The sequence below is a fragment of the Helicobacter sp. UBA3407 genome (genome assembly GCF_949747025.1).
GTDB lineage: Bacteria > Campylobacterota > Campylobacteria > Campylobacterales > Helicobacteraceae > Helicobacter_D > Helicobacter_D ganmani.
Window position 1 is genome coordinate 1 of record NZ_CATKCB010000056.1, and the last position, 16,055, is coordinate 16,055.

General features: G+C 36.5%; 14 protein-coding genes. 4 read left to right on the forward strand and 10 right to left on the reverse strand.

The annotated features are described in order from the left end of the window. Positions 1-357 (reverse strand): acetate uptake transporter (locus tag Q1553_RS01000; RefSeq protein ID WP_300842680.1); only part of this gene is annotated, 357 nt, incomplete at its 3' end. 183 nt (positions 358-540) lie between these two features. Continuing rightward, positions 541-1,461 (reverse strand): cysteine synthase A, encoded by a 921-nt coding sequence (cysK, locus tag Q1553_RS01005; protein WP_115551512.1) that lies wholly within the window; start codon positions 1,459-1,461, stop codon positions 541-543. 255 nt (positions 1,462-1,716) lie between these two features. Between cysK and acnB the strand changes: the two genes are divergently transcribed. Together acnB and Q1553_RS01015 are read left to right on the forward strand one after the other, a co-directional pair. Further along, positions 1,717-4,266, forward strand: a complete 2,550-nt coding sequence (gene acnB, locus Q1553_RS01010; RefSeq protein WP_115551513.1) for a bifunctional aconitate hydratase 2/2-methylisocitrate dehydratase — start codon at positions 1,717-1,719, stop codon at positions 4,264-4,266. A 214-nt stretch (positions 4,267-4,480) separates the two neighbouring features. Next, entirely contained in the window at positions 4,481-5,512 is a 1,032-nt protein-coding gene (locus Q1553_RS01015; protein WP_115551514.1) for a cytochrome-c peroxidase, read from the forward strand. Between the two features lie 68 nt (positions 5,513-5,580). On the opposite strand, the gene truA is transcribed toward Q1553_RS01015, so the two are convergent. From truA to gdhA, 4 genes are all read right to left on the reverse strand, one after another. After that, on the reverse strand, positions 5,581-6,378 hold the full coding sequence (gene truA, locus Q1553_RS01020) for a tRNA pseudouridine(38-40) synthase TruA (protein WP_297570184.1): 798 nt from the start codon (positions 6,376-6,378) through the stop codon (positions 5,581-5,583). A 22-nt stretch (positions 6,379-6,400) separates the two neighbouring features. Beyond that, entirely contained in the window at positions 6,401-7,444 is a 1,044-nt protein-coding gene (locus Q1553_RS01025; RefSeq protein WP_300706194.1) for an LptF/LptG family permease, read from the reverse strand. 109 nt (positions 7,445-7,553) lie between these two features. Beyond that, on the reverse strand, positions 7,554-8,390 hold the full coding sequence (locus tag Q1553_RS01030; RefSeq protein ID WP_245944221.1) for a DNA ligase: 837 nt from the start codon (positions 8,388-8,390) through the stop codon (positions 7,554-7,556). A 28-nt stretch (positions 8,391-8,418) separates the two neighbouring features. Next, positions 8,419-9,771 carry an NADP-specific glutamate dehydrogenase gene (gene gdhA, locus Q1553_RS01035; RefSeq protein WP_115551516.1) on the reverse strand — a complete coding sequence of 451 codons (1,353 nt, stop codon included), beginning with the start codon at positions 9,769-9,771 and terminating at the stop codon, positions 8,419-8,421. Positions 9,772-10,020: 249 nt separating this feature from the next. On the opposite strand from gdhA, the gene Q1553_RS01040 reads away from it, so the two are divergent. Further along, positions 10,021-11,541, forward strand: a complete 1,521-nt coding sequence (locus Q1553_RS01040; protein WP_115551517.1) for a hypothetical protein — start codon at positions 10,021-10,023, stop codon at positions 11,539-11,541. 249 nt (positions 11,542-11,790) lie between these two features. Here the strand turns inward: Q1553_RS01040 and flgL are convergent, their stop codons facing one another. The 4 genes from flgL to nadD form a co-directional block, all read right to left on the reverse strand. Beyond that, positions 11,791-14,430, reverse strand: coding sequence for a flagellar hook-associated protein FlgL (gene flgL, locus Q1553_RS01045; protein ID WP_115551518.1), 2,640 nt, complete (start codon positions 14,428-14,430; stop codon positions 11,791-11,793). 96 nt (positions 14,431-14,526) lie between these two features. Beyond that, complete coding sequence (locus Q1553_RS01050; protein WP_115551519.1) at positions 14,527-14,892, reverse strand: methionine-R-sulfoxide reductase; 366 nt, start codon at positions 14,890-14,892, stop codon at positions 14,527-14,529. Beyond that, positions 14,885-15,244 carry a ribosome silencing factor gene (rsfS, locus tag Q1553_RS01055; RefSeq protein ID WP_115551520.1) on the reverse strand — a complete coding sequence of 120 codons (360 nt, stop codon included), beginning with the start codon at positions 15,242-15,244 and terminating at the stop codon, positions 14,885-14,887. The genes Q1553_RS01050 and rsfS overlap by 8 nt, the downstream gene beginning before the upstream one ends. After that, complete coding sequence (gene nadD, locus Q1553_RS01060; protein ID WP_115551521.1) at positions 15,220-15,825, reverse strand: nicotinate (nicotinamide) nucleotide adenylyltransferase; 606 nt, start codon at positions 15,823-15,825, stop codon at positions 15,220-15,222. The genes rsfS and nadD overlap by 25 nt, the downstream gene beginning before the upstream one ends. 88 nt (positions 15,826-15,913) lie before the next feature. On the opposite strand from nadD, the gene Q1553_RS01065 reads away from it, so the two are divergent. After that, a partial coding sequence (locus tag Q1553_RS01065) for a prepilin peptidase (RefSeq protein WP_300842681.1) occupies positions 15,914-16,055 on the forward strand: 142 nt, incomplete at its 3' end.

Below are 16,055 nucleotides of genomic sequence, written 5' to 3' on the forward strand. Positions count from 1 at the left end.
TGTAAAAATCAAATAAGCCACAAAAGCAAATCCCAATTGTTTTGCATCAGCACTACTTACTAACTTCTCACCAAAAACTCCATTTTGTATTAACCAAGTCATTCCCATTGCATACCAAAAAAGCGCATACGCCCCAAAAGCAGTTGCTCCAAAGGTATTATTATGTTTGAAATCATTGAAACACGCAATGAGTTGTGCTGTCGCACCAAGAAAAATTGCCCAAGGAATCACCAAAGAAACTCCTAAGGTAATTCCAAGCTTGCTAGAAGAAGCAACCAATGTAATCACTGCTAAACCAAACAGACCTAATGCAGAAGGATCTGCCACTAAAACCTTTACCTCTTGAACTTCTTTCATAATATCCTCCTAATTTTAGTTAGTGTCTTTAAAGACTAACAAATTTGCTTTTTCTTGTCAATAAATAATTAAAAAAGTTAAAAATTTCAATTAACAATGTTACTAATATTCATTACAAACAGCAAAAATTTTAAAGCAAATTTGGTTTAACTTACAAGGATACTTTTTGAAGTCTTCAAGAGATTACTCCCCTACTTCGTATAAATCTGTGCTTAAATATCTCTCACCAGTATCGCAAAGGAATGTTACAATATTGGCATTTGGATATTTTTTGGCTATTTCCCTTGCCGCCCATAAATTTGCACCACTTGAGATTCCAATCAAGATTCCTTCTTGCAACGCCGCTTTACGAGATTCTGCAATCGCCCACTCCACATCTACTTTCAAAATTTCATCAATCAAATCTGTTTGCAAAATTTTTGGAACAAATCCCGCTCCAATTCCTTGAATCTTATGTGCTCCGGGCTGCCCACCACTAAGCACAGGAGAGTTAATGGGTTCTACGGCGATAATTTTAGCATTTGGATTTTTTTTCTTTAACACCTCACCTACACCGCTTAATGTCCCCCCTGTGCCCACAGCAGAAACAAGTACATCTACTTTTTCTAGCGCGTTTAAAATCTCTGATGCAGTGGTTTCACGATGGCTTTTAGGATTAGCAAAATTTTCAAATTGTTGCAAAATAAATGAATTTTCAATTTCTTTATGTAATTCTGCTGCACGATTAACTGCTCCTTTCATTCCTTGCTCTTTTGGGGTTAAAACAAGTTTTGCGCCCAATGCTGCCATTAATCTTCTACGTTCAATACTCATAGATTCTGGCATTGTAAGGATTAACTTAATACCTTTTGCTGCACAAATAGACGCAAGTCCAATTCCCGTGTTCCCGCTTGTTGGCTCAATGATTGTAGTATTTTGATGAATCGTGCCACTCTTTAACGCTTCTTCAATCATACCAAGTGCGATTCTATCTTTGACCGAACCACTAGGATTTAAAAATTCGCATTTAGCATAAATATTTGCCCCTGCCTCATTGGATAATGTGCGCATTTTCAAAAGGGGAGTTTTACCAATCACTTCTGCAATGGAATGAATCACTTTCATTTTCTATCCTTAAAAAGTAAATTTATTAAAATAATAATTCTGTAATACAGCATTAACTGAATCTCCTTTAAGGCTTACTTATCATATTTTATTATTTCATATATTTTATATTATATTAAAAATTAAAATAAAATTAAAATAATTAACGATTTTACACAATTCACTAAAAAAGATTAAAAAAAATTTATCTAAATGTGCATAATTGAATGGAAAATTTTGTATTATTAGATTTGACATTACTAACAAGGGGAACAAATGAGTTTTTTTGAAGAATATAATAAATTAGTCAATGAGCGTGCGAAACAAAATATTCCACCACTTCCATTGAGCAAAGAACAAACTTTAGAAATTATTGAATTGCTCAAAAAAGGTGAGCATACAAAAGAATTAATAGAGTTGCTCTCCCATCGCGTTAATCCCGGAGTAGATGAGGCAGCAAAAGTCAAAGCAGAATTTTTAGATTCTATTGTAGAGGGCAAAATCAATGTAGAGGGAATCTCTAAAACATCTGCGATTCAACTACTTGGCACAATGCTTGGAGGATACAATATTCAACCGCTTATCAAAGCCCTAAAATCTAGCGACAAAGATTCCGCAAAAACAGCAGCAGAGGCACTTAAGCATACTTTGCTTGTGTATGATGCTTTTAATGAAATCGTAGAGATTTCAAAAAGTAACACTTTTGCAAAGGAAGTTTTGCAATCTTGGGCAAATGCAGAGTGGTTTTTAAATAAACCCGCATTAGAAGAAAAAATCACTGCAACTGTTTTCAAAATAGATGGCGAGACAAACACGGACGACTTAAGCCCAGCAGGAGATGCCTTTACGCGTAGTGATATTCCATTGCACGCACAAGCAATGCTAAAAAGTCGCACACAAAATGCTTTTGGTAGAATCGCAGAACTCAAGAAAAAAGGACATCCGCTTGTCTATGTTGGAGATGTTGTCGGCACAGGTAGCTCAAGAAAATCTGCTTGCAATTCACTTGTGTGGCATATGGGGCGCGAAATCCCCTATATTCCTAATAAAAAAGCTGGGGGATTAGTCATTGGTGGAGTGATTGCTCCAATTTTCTTTAATACTTGTGAAGATAGTGGTTGTTTGCCAATCATCGCACCTGTAACAGAGCTAAACGAGGGAGATGTAATTGAAATTTATCCTTTCAAAGGTGAAATCCACAAAAATGGTGCTGTTGTATCTAAATTTGATTTCAAGCCCACTACTTTAGCCGATGAGATTCGCGCGGGTGGCAGAATCAATCTCATTATTGGAAGAGGACTTACTGCAAAAGCAAGAGAAGCACTAGGAATGCCAAAAGAAGAAATTTTTGCTAAACCACAAACTCCAAAGTCTAACGCAAAAGGCTTTACATTGGCACAAAAAATGGTAGGACGCGCTTGCGGAGTAGAAGGAATTTTACCCGGAACTTATTGTGAGCCACTTGTTACAACCGTTGGTAGTCAAGATACCACAGGAGCAATGACAAGAGATGAAGTGAAAGAACTTGCATCATTAGGATTTAGTGCAGATTTTGTATTACAAAGCTTCTGCCATACCGCAGCATACCCAAAACCTGCAGATGTCAAACTTCACGCTAGTTTGCCACAATTTATGAGTAGTCGCGGAGGTGTTGCATTGCGTCCCGGGGATGGAGTAATTCACTCGTGGTTGAATCGTATGGTGCTACCAGACACTGTGGGAACAGGAGGAGATTCTCACACGAGATTCCCTATTGGCATTAGTTTTCCTGCTGGAAGTGGATTAGTTGCTTTTGCCGCTGTTACAGGTTCTATGCCATTAGATATGCCTGAATCCGTACTCGTGCGCTTCAGTGGCAAACTCCAACCCGGCATTACTTTACGTGATTTAGTCAATGCGATTCCTTATTATGCAATCAAAAAAGGCTTGCTCACGGTGGAAAAAAAGGGCAAAAAGAATATTTTTAGCGGAAAAATCTTGGAAATTGAGGGTTTGCCAGATTTAAAAGTAGAACAAGCTTTTGAATTAAGTGATGCAAGCGCAGAAAGAAGTGCGGCAGCTTGCACCGTTGCTCTCAACAAAGAGCCTATTATTGAATATCTAAAATCCAACATTACTCTTATTAATGCAATGATTCAGGCAGGCTATCAAGATGCAAAAACATTAGAACGTAGAGCAAAAAGAATGCAAGATTGGATTGACAATCCAACTCTTCTCAAAGCAGATTCCAATGCCGAATATGCTGCTGTGATTGAAATTAATCTAAACGAAATTACCGAACCAATCTTGGCTTGCCCAAATGACCCCGATGATGTTGCTACACTAAGCGAGATTCTAGCAGATTCCAAACGACCACACAAAATTGATGAAGTTTTCGTGGGAAGCTGTATGACAAATATTGGACATTATCGCGCACTAGGGGAAGTATTGAAAGACGAAGGTATGGTACCCACAACGCTTTGGGTAACACCACCTACCAAAATGGACGCAAAACAATTAGTAGATGAGGGGTATTATTCGCTCTTTGGAGCGGCAGGAGCAAGGATTGAGATTCCGGGTTGTAGTCTATGTATGGGAAATCAAGCACGCGTCCGAGATGAAGCAGTAGTTTTCTCAACTTCTACTAGAAATTTTGACAATCGTATGGGCAAAGGTGCGCAAGTCTATCTTGGAAGTGCGGAATTAGCGGCTATCTGTGCATTATTAGGCAAGATTCCAACTAAACAAGAATATCTAGATTTGATTCCTAAAAAAATAGAAGGGAAAGAATCCCAAATCTACCGCTATTTAAACTTCAATCTCATTGAAGATTACACTTTAGTTTGATTCTATTTGGAATTTAGGAACTTTCCTAGATTCCAAATTTCTTATTCTTAAAGCCAACTTTTTAAATTTATGAATATTCCGCTTTCTTATCCTAAAATCCATAAATTACAAAAGAAAATTTTTATTCTTTAATTAATATTTTCAAAAGTCTATATAAGATAAAATTTTTTGATTGTCTTATCAATCAATGCAATACTTTCAAAAAGGAGTTTAAATGAAACATTTTATTGTCTCATTGTCATCAATCTTAGTTGCTTCCACTCTCACACTTAGTGCAGCTGACCTTCTTAGTCAAGCAAAAGATAGTGGATTAGTGCCACTACCAAAAGACCAAGCGGGCATAGAAGCTATGCTTAAAGAGTATGGGGTAAAGTTTAGTGCATTCTCTCAAGAAAAAGCAGAATTAGGTAAAAAACTTTATTTCGAACCTCGTCTTTCTAAAAGTGGTTTGATTTCTTGTAATACCTGTCATAACTTGGGCTTAGGTGGCGCAGACGGAATTTCTGCAGCAGTTGGACACAAATGGGTAGCCAATCCACACCATCTCAACTCACCTACAGTTTATAATTCTGTGCTAAACTCTGCACAATTTTGGGACGGACGCGCAGGAGATTTAGCTGACCAAGCCAAAGGACCTATTGAAGCAGAACCAGAAATGGCAACACCTGCGAAACTTGCTGTTCAAAAAATCTCTTCTCTACCAGAATATCAATCAGAATTTAAAAAAATCTATGGCAGAAGTGGAGTAACTTTCGATAATATCGCAGATGCAATTGCAACTTTTGAGCGCACATTAATCACTCCTTCTCGCTACGATGCGTTTTTAAATGGTGATGACAAAGCACTTAGTAAAGCAGAAAAAGAAGGTTTGCAAGTTTTCTTAGACAAAGGTTGTGCTGCATGTCATACAGGCGTAAATCTTGGTGGAAGTATGCAATCTTTTGAGGTCGCAGGAAAATATAAATTTGCGGATTTAGGAGATTTCAAAGGGGATGCAAATGGTATGGTTAAAACACCTACTTTAAGAAATATTGCTGAAACTGCGCCTTACTTCCATAATGGAGCAATTTGGAGCTTAACTGACGCAATCAAAGAAATGGGGAGCATTCAACTTGGAATCAATATCAGCAACAAAGAAGCTAAACAAATTGCAACTTTCTTGCAAAGCCTAAGCGGTGAAAAACCACAAGTTATTTATCCACAGCTACCTATTGCTACAGATAAAACACCTAAACCAGAATTATAATTTGCGATTCTTGCTTTCAAGCCAAAATAACTTTGGCTTGAAACTTTTATGCTTAAGGTCAATCCCCTTTATTTATAATCTACGCGTGTCAAAAATAATCCATTGGGTGCGACAGGGATTCTATAAATTTTTTTACCCATTAATTGTGCCTTAAGCTCCTCTAAACCCAAATGCCCTTTATCAATTTCTAGCAAAAATCCAACCATTAAACGAATCTGCGAGCGCAAGAATCCATTTCCCCAAAAAGACAAAATCCAAAAATGCCTCCTCTCTAGCAACCTTGTCCTATATATTGTGCGCACACTCCGCCCTTTTATTTCCTTGTATTTTGCTTTGTATTCTTTGCATTGGAGGTTTATATCCTCATCGCCACAACCGCCCACTTTCATAAAAGCCCTAAAATCATAAGTGCCCACAAGAATCTCTAAAGCTTGTTTGAATAATGCAACATTTTGAATAGAATAAGGCAAACTAAAAGCATTTAAAAAGGGAGAATTTTGCTTGCTTAACACATAACAATATCCTCTTCTTTTAGCAGAGAATCGCGCATTAAAATCCTCCGAAACAATCCAAATTTGCTTGATTTTAATAAAGGGGAAAAGTTTTGCGTTCAAATGCTGTTTCAAAAGCTCCAAATTGTGCCAATAAGATGGAATCTCTAAAGAAATCACTTGCGCACTTGCATGCACTCCCTTATCTGTGCGCCCACTTCCAACAAAATCACTAAAGATTCCAACACTCTGCAATGCAGCTTCTATTGTTCCACTAACACTCAAAACATCTTTTTGGCTTTGAAACCCAAAAAATGCCCCTCCATTGTAAGCTATCCGCATTGCAATCTTGATAGAATCTTGTGCAAAACCCATTCTTTTATATAGCTTAAATAAACTAATAGAATCGTTTAATATAGTGCCAATAGAGCCAATAACCAACCACTATCCAAACAAGTGGCAACAGCACAAGACCAAACAAAGGAATATAACTAGCGCAAAGATACATTAAAGCATAAAATAATCCTACAATCGCCATTGCCTGTAAAATTGTATAATTTTTCTGATAGCGAGGATTCTTGATGCCTAAAAATGGATAATAAAATAGACTCATCAAAGGAAAAAGAGAAAGCAAGATAGACATACTAAGATTCCTTTTTGTTTTTTCTTGTCTTTTATTAGAATAAAATGCTTGCTGCCAGTATTCTATCAGCTCTAACTTCGCCCCATCAAAAGCTTGAATCGCGTTTCTTAAAATCAATTGTTCAAATCCGATTCTTTCAAAATATTCACCCAGCTTACGATAAACCTTGCCATTTTCTAAAATAACTTCCATTGTGCCATTTGAATTAACGATTTTCGCTTCTTTTGCAAAGATTAATCCTTGATTTTCTTTGTTGTTTTCTTTTGCAAGGGATAAAAGCACAATATTTTCATAAACATTTGTGTCTTCCTTGCCTTTTTGCACATAAACAAGCCATTTGTCAAGCTTTTGTCCAAACTCACCTGCTTGCAGATTGATATTGATACTATTTTTGCGCTCTTCTAAAAACTGCCGATACGCCACATCACTTAAAGGTGTCAAGACTAACGATAAAATCAAAAGGCTAAAGCTAGCCAACAACGCAATGGGCAAAAAAATCTTAATAATCACTTGCGGATTCATTCCAAGTGCAAATAGAACAGGTAATTCATAATCAAAGCTAAGGCGAGACAATCCAAGCACGCAAGCGATAAAAAAACTAAGCGGTATCACAAAAAAAATCATTGTAGGAAGTGTATAAAAATAAAGGGAGAGCAATTCAAAAAAACTGATTTTAATAACAAAAGTAACGCTTGCAATGCGGATAAAAATTACTACTGAAGCAATAAAAAATAATACTAAAAAAATAGGAAAAAAGATTTGCGCAAAGCTGTGAAATAAGAAATTCTTGATTCTCAAAATTAATCCTAAAGATATTTAAAAAGTGTATTTTACATCATTTCCATTAAATTTTGCAAAAAAATTTAAGCACTCTAAAAGATTCATTCACAATCATCAAAAGACTTGTTTAGATTCCATCTTCTCTGATTCTTAAAAATATAGGGAATCTAGGAAGTTTATTTTTGGTATAGCCTTGATATTTATAAGTAATTATTGTGTCTATTTTAGGAGGATTGAGACGCATTGCAGAAGAAAATCCCGAACCAATTTTAAAATATTTCTTCTCTCCTAAAACCTCACCCTCACACCAAATTGCACCGATTCCATTAATATTTTTTCCTTTGCCTTGTGTATAACCTCTCACGATACATTCTGCGTCCGCAAAAGGTTTCAGCTTGTAACCAATATCAGAGAAAGAATTCCTACGCAAGATTACACCCTCCCCACCCTTGCTTAAGATTTCTTGATAATAAGATTCTAAATGTTGATGATTTTTTATGGGAATTTGGGGGATAATTTTAATATAAGGATTCGGAAAATCCTTTAAATAATTTTCCAAATAATTTAAACGCTCACTTAAAGAGCATTTTTCACAAACCCCACGCACATCAAAAACTTGATAAGTCATCTCTTGCCATTTGGATTCATCAGAGACAGAATCCCTTACAATACTTGAAATTTTTTCAAAGTGATTGTAAGTCAGCCACAATTCGCCATCAAGAACAAAAGGAGGAAAATTCACAAGCCAAAACTTCGGGACTTGAATAAGGTTATCTTTGCGAGTTTTTAAGTTTTTGCCATTCCAAATCCCACGCACGCCATCTAGTTTCTCACTCATTACAAATTGTGTTAATTCTCCTTTGGAGATTAAGTTTTGTGCATAGGGTTTAAAGTGCGGAATCTCCGCATATAAAGTGAGATTCCAACCAATAAGAATAAAGAGAGAAATTTTTAACAGCTTCAAAATATCATTCTTTGGCTAAGAAAAGCTATTATAAACCTTGCTCAATCATTGCATTTGCAACTTTTCTAAATCCTGCGATATTTGCTCCAAGCACAAGATTTGTAGGCTCGCCAAACTCTTTTGCAGTTTCGCTTGCATTTGCATAGATATTTTTCATAATATTATGCAATTTTTTATCCACTTCCTCAAAAGTCCAAGCAGTCATTGCTGCATTTTGGCTCATTTCAAGCCCGCTTGTCGCTACACCACCAGCATTTGCTGCTTTGCCCGGACCATAACAAATTTTTGCATTCAAGAATTTATGCACTGCTTCAATTGTTGAAGGCATATTTGCACCTTCACTTACACATTTACAACCATTTTTAAGTAAATTATCTGCATCTTTTGCATTAATTTCATTCTGCGTTGCACTTGGAAATGCCGCAAATGCTGGAATTGCCCACAATGGATTAGAATCTTTTGGATATTCTTTTACACTTGTCCATTTTGCACTGCTACGTTCTTTAGCATAAGACTCTAAGCTCTCACGTCTTACTTCTTTAATCTCTTTTAATAACGCTAAATCAATGCCTTTTTCATCATAAATCATACCCTTAGAATCACTGATTGTTACAGGTTTTGCTCCAAGTTGTTGGAGTTTTTCTACCGTATAAATCGCAACATTTCCACTTCCTGAAACTAAGCAAGTTTTGCCCTCTAGCTCTCCAAAATTGCTATTTTTTAACATTTCTTGTGCAAAATACACACTTCCATAGCCTGTTGCTTCTGTGCGCACCAAACTTCCGCCCCAAAGCAAAGATTTACCTGTCAAAACACCCTCGTAGCGATTCGTTAGTTTTTTGTATTGTCCAAACAAATAACCAATCTCACGCCCACCTACTCCAATGTCTCCTGCTGGCACATCTGTATGTGCTCCAATATGACGATACAATTCATTCATAAACGCTTGACAAAATCGCATCACTTCTCTATCACTTTTGCCTTTGGGGTCAAAGTCGCTTCCACCTTTGCCACCACCCATTGCAAGCCCTGTCAAAGAATTTTTAAAAATTTGCTCAAATCCCAAGAATTTAATAATGCCTTCTGTTACACTAGGATGAAATCTCAAGCCTCCTTTATAGGGTCCAAGCAAAGAGCTAAACTCAATACGATAACCACGATTAACTTGAATCTCACCTTTATCATTTTCCCAAGTTACGCGAAAGTTAATTTGACGCTCTGGAATTACAATACGGTCTAAAACTTTATAAGTTTCATATCTTTTATCTTTTTTTAGTGCAGGCTCAATAGATTCCAACACTTCTTTAACTGCTTGATGAAACTCTACTTGGTCGGGATAAAGTCTTTGGACTTTTTCAATAACATCTTGTGTGTAAGACATTTTATTCTCCTTTTGTGAAATTTAACATCGGCATTGTATTAAAACTTTAATTAATATAATCTTATAAAATTAAAAAATTTTTTTAAGTTTTATATTTAATAATTTTTTTATAAGTAACGCAAAATCAACTCTTAAAACATTTTTACAATTCTTAAAGATTTTAAAATTGATAAAATTTATAAAAAATTTATTTTAGTTTTTTTAAAAACAGCCGATATAGTCAGTATTAATTTATAAAAAGGAGAAAAAATGCAAGCAAGTTTTAGTCTCTCTTCTTTGCAAGCCTCATATACTACCACGCAATGGAGTGCTGTTAAAGAAGAGCTTACAAACAATCAAGCAAATAGTGTTCCACAATCAACTATTAATCAAGACGCAGGAGGAAGCACGACTAGTATCGTAGCTAGCAACTCTTTGCTTGGTGATAGGTTGGGAGATTTTCAAAAAACTATTTTAAATCGGGCATTGAGTAAAATTTCAGAAATTCAAGATGAAATGATGAAAACTTGGGAACAATTATTCCCAAGCGCAAACAATAGCACAAGTTCATCACAAACCACAACAATCACAATGTCTGATTTGCTCTATAACAAAAACTTTGCAAGTCAAATCATAGGAAGTGGAATCAGTCTTTCTCAAGGATTCTCAACAAGTTTAGAGGTTTCAATCTCTGGTAAAATAATAGGAAGCGATGGAATAGAAAAAAGCTTAGATTTAAGCATTAGCGTTTCTCAAAGCTTTATGCAAAATCTACAAATAAGTAGCTCAAATGCTACCAAAATCCCTGAAGATGTAAATAAAAAAGTCATTGACCCGCTTGTGATTGATTATGAGGGCAGTGGCACAGAGCTTAGCGATACCAAAATGCGTTTTGATTTGGACAGCGATGGCACTCCTGACCAAATCTCCACACTCAAAAAAGGTTCTGGATTCTTGGCACTTGATAAAAATGGCGATGGTAAAATCAATGATGGCAGTGAGCTTTTTGGCACACAAAGTGGTGATGGATTCAAAGACTTGAGCATTTATGATTCCAATAATGATGGCAAGATTGACAAAGACGACCCAATCTATGACAAACTAAGAATCTGGACTCCTGATGCAAATGGTGAAGGACAACTTGTAGGATTGGGCGAAAAAGGAATCGGGGTGATTTACCTCAACGCCCAAGAGAGTCAAGAAATGATGAGGGGAGAAAATGGGGATTTATTAGGAATCAAACAAAAAACAGCAGACTATTTGCGTGAAGATGGTAGTAGCGGACAAATCCACCACATTGATTTGGTAAGCGAAAAAATTAAAGACGAAGCGGTGCTAAATCAAGCAACAAACGATGCGATTCTAGCAAATGGAGGACAAAGCATTTCTCAAATCCTTGCAAACAAAGCTTATCAAGGAATGGGCGTTTCTGCATCTAATTTGTCTCCAAATAGTATTATCCCAATGTTTAGTGCGTTAGGAAATGGAATCACAGGATTATTTGAACGCGTCCCTATGGCTAGTCTTACAAGCCTTGAAGTCAAAGTGTCTTTTAGCCTCAATTCCTTGCAAACTGCCAACAATGGCGTCAGTCAAGAAGCATCTAAAATTTGGAATGCGGTAGAGGATAATTTCAAAAAAATGGAAGAAATGAAAGAAAAAATGGAATCTGCATTTAAGCGATTTGATGAATTTATGCAGCTCAACCGCTTGATATTTGACCCACTAAAAAACAAAGATAATGTGTTTAAAAGCTTCAACTCAAACACTCTAGGAAAACTTCTTGCATAATTTCAAGAATCCCTTTGGGATTCTATGCAAATTGCCTTTTTCTCAAAATTTTTCAAGTCAAAATTTCCCCCAAACATTCTTTACTTTCTTGAAAGCCTATCTAAATAACTCCTTATCTTGCTTGAACTAATACCATTGCACAAATCCCATCTTTCTGCACTGCAAGAAATCAAACCGCCCACGCACGCAAAGCCTAACTTATAAGAGAGCGTGAGTGTATGATTCTTTCTTTTGCATTCATTTTTTACCTTAGACATAATTTACTAATGATAATTGAGAAATCTTGCCAATGCTAGAAAGCATTGCTTGATAACCAAGTGCAAGCGTTGAAAATTGCAAATAAGTTTCCGCAAAATCTGTATCAATCGTCTCACTGCGCAAGGTTTTCACTTGTACAATCAAAGCTTCTGTGCGTTCAATAGAATATTTAAACGCGTTGCCCTGTGCCCCATTTTTGGTATGCACTTTATTGATATGGTCTGCCAAATGGTCAAAGATTGCAATTGCATTTTGGATTCCGGGATTCCGCATAGAATCATCATAATTATCAGAACCCGGGCGATAAGTGCCATCTTCTAGCGCTTGGATAATCTTATCAATTTGTTGAAAGAAATTTACATGTGGGTCTTCGCCAATCACTGCATTATTCGCTTGAAAGGTCAATGCGGGGTGATTTGTTGTATTTGTATCTACACGCCCATTTGCATCTAATCTAAAGTTGCTACTTTCATCATCATAGAGCATAAATTCCATTCGTGTAGGTATGCGGTTTAAATCTTTTAACTGCAACTGCCCATTGACATCAAGACCAATCCATACATTATTTTTTGCCTGACTTAACATTGTCTCATAAGCAACTTTTTCAGCGGGATTGTTGAAATTAGCCCCCGCATTGAAAACTGCCGCTAAATCCCCCGGATTAGAATTGCTAAGATTCATTACCATTCCCAATGTATCGGCAAGTTGTTGATAAGTTACATCATTTGCAGGTGTTGCATTGCCACCCACTTGCGGAGGATTCCCATTTGCTTGCAAGATTGGAATCTCAATGCCTGCGATATTTTGCCCATTCATTTGCGCAGGAGAATTTATAATCATTACGCTTCCTGTATTTCTAAACTCTATCCTACCACTAATTGCCACTCCATTGACATCTTTAACTTCAAAGTTATAAGTGTGTCCATCAAGGCTCACTCCAGCAACTTCTGATAGCTTTGTTTCCATTGTCGCGTATTCATTTGTAGAGCGCACGATTTGAGAGACATTAGAGCTTAATGTGCCACCGCTACGAGAGAATCCTACTCTATCATATTCTACGCTATAATCATTGCGGAATCCATTTACAGGATTACCTGCTGCGTCATTAGCAGTCAAAGTAACACTAAGAGAGCTTGTTCCAATATAAGGCAATTCTTTATCGTCTTTATCTGGCGGATTCTTTTTGGAAACATTATTATCCACTACGATAATCTTGCCTTCTGCAAATTGCACATCTACATCACCATTTGCGCCATACACGCGCTTAATTTCGTCCATCAAATCTTGCACCGTGCTTGCAGGGGTAATTGCAAAGTTTGTAGGTGCTACGGCTGCACCCGCTGTGTCTAGTGCAGTGTTCCCTTCTGTTCCGCTAAGAGTAATGGAATTCACTCCATTTGGAAAAATATCACTCAATAAAGTGTTGGTTTTGGCGATTTCATTTGTATGCGTTCTAAAAGTCGTAGGAATCGTATGCACACGATGGTCGTTATAATCTTCTACTGAAGTAATACTTTCGCTAGAAAAAGTGCCGAGATAAGGGCTTTGCACATAAGTATTTACCTTGACACCACTATTAAGTAAGCGGTCAATATCCGCTGTTCCTACACCATCTCCGGGCGGAACTGCATTGATGTCATTGTCTGGGTCTTGGTAGCTACTAGAAACCATATAAAATTCAATATTTGAGCGTCCGCCTGTTAAGTCTTTAATCTCAATTTCACCCCATTTATTCACCGTTACATCTACGACTTGGCTAACCTCTGTATTGCCAAACTCTCTTCCGATTTTGTCTAACAAATCCTGCACAGTGGAAGCTTGATTTTTATCCGTATATGCAACATCCATAGAAAATTTGGATTTAAATGCGCTCCCATCTGCTCTACGTCCTGTGATATAAAAAACTTCTGGTGGATTGTTGCTTGTATCTGCGTCGTTATCCCCCACCAAATCACGCAAAGTATCCGCCGCTGTAATATGCACTTCTTCACTCACTCCCGTTGGGTGATTTGGGTCCATAATTGCTGGATTTAGTTTGCTTTGATTAAACTTTGGAATATTCGTTGAAATCATACGACTCTTATCATTATCCGAACCAAAGAATAACTCTGCCCCTGTAATATTATAAGCAACAGAATTGTTAGAACCAAGCAATGCATTCAAGGTAGCATTATTACCATTATAGCTTCCATCGGCATTAAAAGGCATTCGCGTTGTAGCTGTGCCCCCAAAGATATATTCTCCACCCACAGAAGTATTAGCAAGCGTCAAAAAGTGGTCGCGGATAGACTTTAAATCCTTTGCAATCGCAAGACGCGAAGTCTCACTATGAATATTATTTGCTCCCTGCACCAATTTGGTTTTGAATTGGTCCATATTCTTGGTTAAATCACTCAAAGCAGTATCAGTATGCTTTGTATAAGTTAAGGCATTCGTTGCGAGAGCGTGGCTTTGACTCAAAGTTGTAAGATTATAATCCAATCCTAGAGTTTTGTTAAAAATAGAAGTTCCTTGATAACCATACTGAATCTTTAAACCATTCATCTGAGACAAAGTTCTATCCAACAAATTTTGGGTTTTGTTTTGTTGGTATTGCATAGTTGTATATCTTGAGCTAGTGCCGATTCGCATAACATTAACCTTTCTAAAAATTTAGTTTATTAAAAAATATAAAGCAAATTTTATTCCATATTGTTAAAACCAATGCGTCTAATAATATTATGGGATTTATTGGGGGGAGCTTTTTTCAAAAGTAATTGCAATAGAATTGACGCAATGGCGAATATTCTTTGGCGTAAATCCTTCCCCTGCAAAAATGTGCCCTAAATGCCCGCCACATTTTGCGCAAGTGATTTCTATTCTCCTGCCATCTGCGTCTAATTGCTCTGTAATTGCTCCTTGCAAACAATCGTCAAAACTCGCCCAACCACAGCCGCTATGAAATTTGCTTGCAGAATCATACAAGGCTTGATTGCATTGTTTGCAGTGATAGATTCCTGTTTCAAAAAAATTTTCAAATTCTCCGCTAAAAGGTGCTTCCGTGCCTTTATGTAATATCACACGCTGTTCTTCTTTGGTTAATTTTCTATACATTTTTTTCTTTTCTTTCATTTTCTTGAAGTAATTTTTGCAAAAACTCTTCTAAATTAAATTTTTTGCGTTGATTCTCTGTAAATAAATGAATGATAATATCACCCAAATCTATAACAATCCAATCCGGATTCTCCTCATCAATATGGAAAAAACTTTCACCCTTTGCTTTCAGCTGTTTTTTAAGCTCTTCTAAAAGTGCCATTGCGTGTCGGTCAATCAGTGCTGTGGCAATTACGACAAAATCCACAAAATAATCTGTTTTTTCAAGGTTAAAAACTTCAATGTTTTCTCCTTTTTTTTCTTCTATGATTTGACAAATTTCTGCAATCATTTTTTGTCTATTTTCTTGCAATTTATTTCCTTTAATATTAATTCCAAAATAGGCTGTGGAATCAGACGAGACAACTCCACAAAATCACTACAAGCTAACTTATTGCGAATTTGCGTGGAACTTATATCCATTGCGCAAAATGGCAAAGTTTGAAAATTTTGCGGAATCCTAAAGCCTTTGCGTGGAATTATAACAAATTCTACATTGTTTTGAAGCCAATCAAAATTTTGCCATTTATGCAAAGATTCTACATTATCCGCACCAACAAGCAAATACATTTTGTCTTTTGGGGTTAGAGAATAGGTTTGTTGGATAAATTGCAAAGTTTGATAAGTCGGAATAGGAGCATTTTGACGCACTTCATAGTCCAATATTTCTATTTTGTCTGCCCAGACTTTCAAGGATTCTTTACATAGAATCCTAAGCCATTCTAGGCGCAATTTGGGAGAAAAATAGAAATGACTCTTAAAAGGATTTAAAAAATTTGGCACGAGGAATAATTTATCTATCTCCTTTGCATTTAAAACAGATTCTATAATGCGTAAATGCCCAAAATGTGGTGGGTCAAAAGAACCACCAAAGCAAGCAAACTTGCGCTGCATCTCTTTCCTTTGTAACAAAACCTCTTTTTAAGCTTTTAAAATGCCTTAAATTTAGGTAAAATTGTAGCAAAAACAAATGTAGAATGGAATGAATTTGGAATGGTTTGAAATTGCTTTGGTTTTTTGTTTTGGATTGAGTTTTGGCTCTTTTGCTAATGTCCTAATCTATCGTATTCCACATTCTTTAAGCCTCATCACTCCAAATTCTTTTTGCCCTCACTGCCAAAAAA